Annotated in this window: 3 protein-coding genes; all 3 read right to left on the minus strand. The window is 67.5% G+C overall.

The window, feature by feature from the left end; all coding sequences use genetic code 11:
- Positions 1-809 (minus strand): MFS transporter (locus AC1DOC_RS23910; RefSeq protein WP_478130628.1); only part of this gene is annotated, 809 nt, incomplete at its 3' end.
- A gap of 106 nt (positions 810-915) precedes the next feature.
- Positions 916-3090, minus strand: coding sequence for a malate synthase G (locus tag AC1DOC_RS23915; protein WP_478081416.1), 2175 nt, complete (start codon positions 3088-3090; stop codon positions 916-918).
- 56 nt (positions 3091-3146) lie between these two features.
- Positions 3147-3780: haloacid dehalogenase type II (locus AC1DOC_RS23920; protein ID WP_478130629.1), on the minus strand; the 634-nt coding region annotated here is incomplete at its 5' end.

A 3780-nucleotide genomic window follows, 5' to 3' on the forward strand; every position in this document is an offset into this window, starting at 1 on the left:
GGGCTGATCATGCCGGCGATGGTCATCACCAGCGCCACGTTGCCGCTGCCGACCAGCGACAGCCCATGGCGGTCGTGCAGCATGGGGCCGAGCCAAAGGCCGCGCAGGGTGATGAAGGCCGCATACGACACGCAGGCAAAGCACAGCAGGCCCAGCGTGTGCGGCATGGCAAAGAGCGGGAGCAGTTCGCGCACGGCCTTTGCGAGCGTGGGGCGTTCATGCGGCGCCGCGCGCGGCGGTTCGTGCACGCGCCAGAAAACGAAACCCCACGACAGCATCGCAAAGCCCGCGAGACTGGCGTAGCCCGCGCGCCAGCTCGCGGCCTCGATCAGCAGCGCGAGCGGCGTGCCGGTAAACAGGATGCCGAGCCCCGCCATGCTCATCACGAGGCCCGACATGGCCGTGAAGCGCGCGGCCTCGAAGTGGCGTGCGATGAACACGGTGCAGGCGAGAAAGGCCGGCGCGCAGCCGACGCCGACCATGGCCTGCCCGAGCAGCAGCGCATGGAAGCTGGGCGCCGCTGCACACAGTACCGCGCCCGCAATGGCAAGCGGAAAGGCCGTGAGCACCGTGCGCCGCACGCCGTAGATGTCGATCGACACACCCATCGCGAGCTGCGTCGCGCCGAACATGAAATGGAAGGTGCCGGCCCACAAGCCCAGCGCCTGGGCCGTGAGGCCGAAATGCTGTGCGAGCGGCGTGGCCATCATCGCGCCGACGGTGCGAAAGGCCTGGCTCAGCGCGAAAGCGGAGGCCAGCACGATCAGCATCGATGTGGCCGAACGTGCCGAGGCAGGGGAGAGGGTCATGGGAGAGGCGCGGCGCGGGAGACGGAGGCAGCACCAATCCTAACGGCATGCCAAAAAAAAACGGCGCCCGAGGCGCCGTCATTCCCAAGCCGATGCGCAAGCGCGATCAGGCCTCGCCCTTCACCTTCAGCCGCCACGCATGCAGCAGCGGCTCGGTATAGCCGCTCGGCTGCTCGATGCCCTTGAACACCAGGTCCTGCGCGGCCTTGTACGCAGCCGAGGTGTCGAAGTGGCCGGCCATCGGCTGGTACACCGGGTCGCCGGCGTTCTGCTCGTCGACCACCTTGGCCATGCGCTGGAAGGTCTCGTCGACCTGCGCCTTGGTCACCACGCCGTGCAGCAGCCAGTTGGCGATGTGCTGGCTCGAGATGCGCAGCGTCGCGCGGTCTTCCATCAGGCCCACGTTGTGGATGTCGGGCACCTTGGAGCAGCCCACGCCCTGGTCGATCCAGCGCACCACATAGCCGAGGATGCCCTGCACGTTGTTGTCGATCTCCTGCTGCTTCTCGGCCTCGGTCCAGTTGGCCGCGGGGGCGATGGGCACCTGCAGCAGCGCATTGAGGATGTTGTCGCGTTCCGCGTCGGCGTCGATCTTCTCGAGCTCCTGCTGCACGGCCGTGACGCTGACCTGGTGGTAGTGCAGCGCATGCAGCGTGGCGGCGGTGGGCGAGGGCACCCAGGCGGTGTTGGCGCCGGCCTTGGGGTGCGCGATCTTCTGCTCGAGCATGGCGGCCATCAGATCGGGCATGGCCCACATGCCCTTGCCGATCTGCGCCTTGCCGCGCAGGCCGCACGAGAGGCCGACCAGCACGTTGTTCTTCTCGTAGGCGCCGATCCACGCGCTGGACTTCATGTCGCCCTTGCGGATCATCGGGCCGCCGTGCATGGCGGTGTGCATCTCGTCGCCGGTGCGGTCGAGAAAACCGGTGTTGATGAAGGCCACGCGCGCGGCGGCCTCGGCGATGCAGGCCTTGAGGTTGACGCTGGTGCGGCGCTCCTCGTCCATGATGCCGAGCTTCACGGTGTTGGCGGGCAGGCCGAGCAGCTGCTCGACGCGGCCGAACAGCTCGCTTGCAAAGGCCACTTCGGCCGGGCCGTGCATCTTGGGCTTGACGATGTAGATGCTGCCGGTGCGCGAGTTGCCCCTGCGCTTCAGGTCGATCATCGCGATGGTGGTGGTCACCACGGCATCGAGGATGCCTTCGGGAATTTCCTTGCTGCCCGCATACAGCACGGCCGGGTTGGTCATCAGGTGGCCCACATTGCGCAGGAACATCAGCGAGCGGCCGTGCAGCTTCACGGGCCGGCCGTCGGCGCCGGTGTACTCGCGGTCGGGGTTGAGGCCGCGCGTGAAGGTCTTGCCGCCCTTGGCGACTTCTTCGGTGAGCGTGCCCTGCACGATGCCGAGCCAGTTCGAATAGGCAACCACCTTGTCGGCCGCGTCGACCACGGCCACCGAGTCTTCGAGGTCGAGGATGGTCGAGAGCGCGGCTTCGAGCACCAGGTCGCTGACGCCGGCTGCATCGCCCTTGCCGATCGGCGTGCTGCGGTCGATGCGGATGTCCAGGTGGATACCGTTGTGCTTGAGCAGCACCGACGATGGCGCGGCCGCATCGCCTTGGTAGCCGACGAACTGCGCGGGGTCGGCAAGGCCGGTGCTGCTGCTTTGCAGTGCGACGACGAGCTTGCCGTCCTTCACGCTGTAGCCGGTCGCCATCTTGTGCGAGCCGTTTTCGAGCGGCGCGGCCTGGTCGAGCACGTTGCGCGCGAACTCGATGACCTTGGCGCCGCGCACGGGGTTGTAGCCCTTGCCCTTTTCGGCACCGCCGGTTTCGGGAATGGCATCGGTGCCGTACAGCGCGTCGTACAGCGAACCCCAGCGCGCGTTGGCGGCGTTGAGCGCGTAGCGGGCATTGAGGATCGGCACCACCAATTGCGGGCCGGCCTGCAGCGCGAGCTCGGAATCGACGTTCGCGGTGGTGGCCTTCGCGCCCTTGGGCTGCGGCAGCAGGTAGCCGATCTTCTCGAGGAAGGCGCGRTAGGCCGGCATGTCGGCGATGGGGCCGGGGTTCTTCTTGTGCCAGGCGTCGAGCTCGGCCTGCAGGCGGTCGCGTTCGGCCAAGAGCGCGATGTTCTTCGGTGCGAGGTCATGGACGATGGCGTCGAAGCCTTTCCAGAAAACATCGCTGGCCACGCCGCTGGCGGGCAGGACCTTGTCTTCGATGAAGCGGTGAAGCTCGGTCGCAACCTGGAGGCCGTGGGTGGTGGTGCGGGCGGTCATGTTTTTTCTCTCCTTGAGAACGGTGCAATGCTGAATGAAATGAGGAGCGGTGTCTGTCAGAAGAACCCGAGCACGTCGCGCAGGCTGCTGCCGATGCGTTCGGGCTGCGTGCCGAGTTCTTCGAACGGGAGCTGGTAGCGGTTGACCCAGAGCGTGCGAAAGCCGAACCAGGTGGCGCCAAGTGCGTCCCAGCCGTTGCAGCTCACGAAGGCGATGCGCGCGGGCGGCAGGCCGGTGGCGGCCACGCCGAGCTGGTACGCGTCGGGATGCGTCTTGTACTTGCGGATGCCGTCGACGCTCAGCACATGGTCCAGCAGGCCATCGAGCCCGGCGCTGCGCACGGCGGCGTCGAGCATGCCGGGGTCGCCGTTCGAGAGGATGCCGGTGGCCACGCCGCGCGCCTTGAGCGCCTGGAGCACTTCGCGGCATTCGGGAAAGGCCGTGAGCGTGCGGTACTGGTCCATCAGCTGCTGCTCGGCGGCTTCGGTCAGGCCGAGGCCCAGCCGCTTGCAGGTGTAGCGCAGCGCGGCGCGCGTGAGTTCGCCGAAGGGCCGGTAGTGGGCGCCGTGGTTGCTGGTGGTGACGAGTCGCGTGTATTCGATCTGCTTGTCGCGCCAGCCCGCGGCCAGCGCCTGACCCTGGCCCGCGAACAGCCGCTCGGCCGTCTGCCCGACGCTGTAGACGTCGAAC

Source organism: Variovorax sp. 01T439_2 (genome assembly GCF_056398445.1).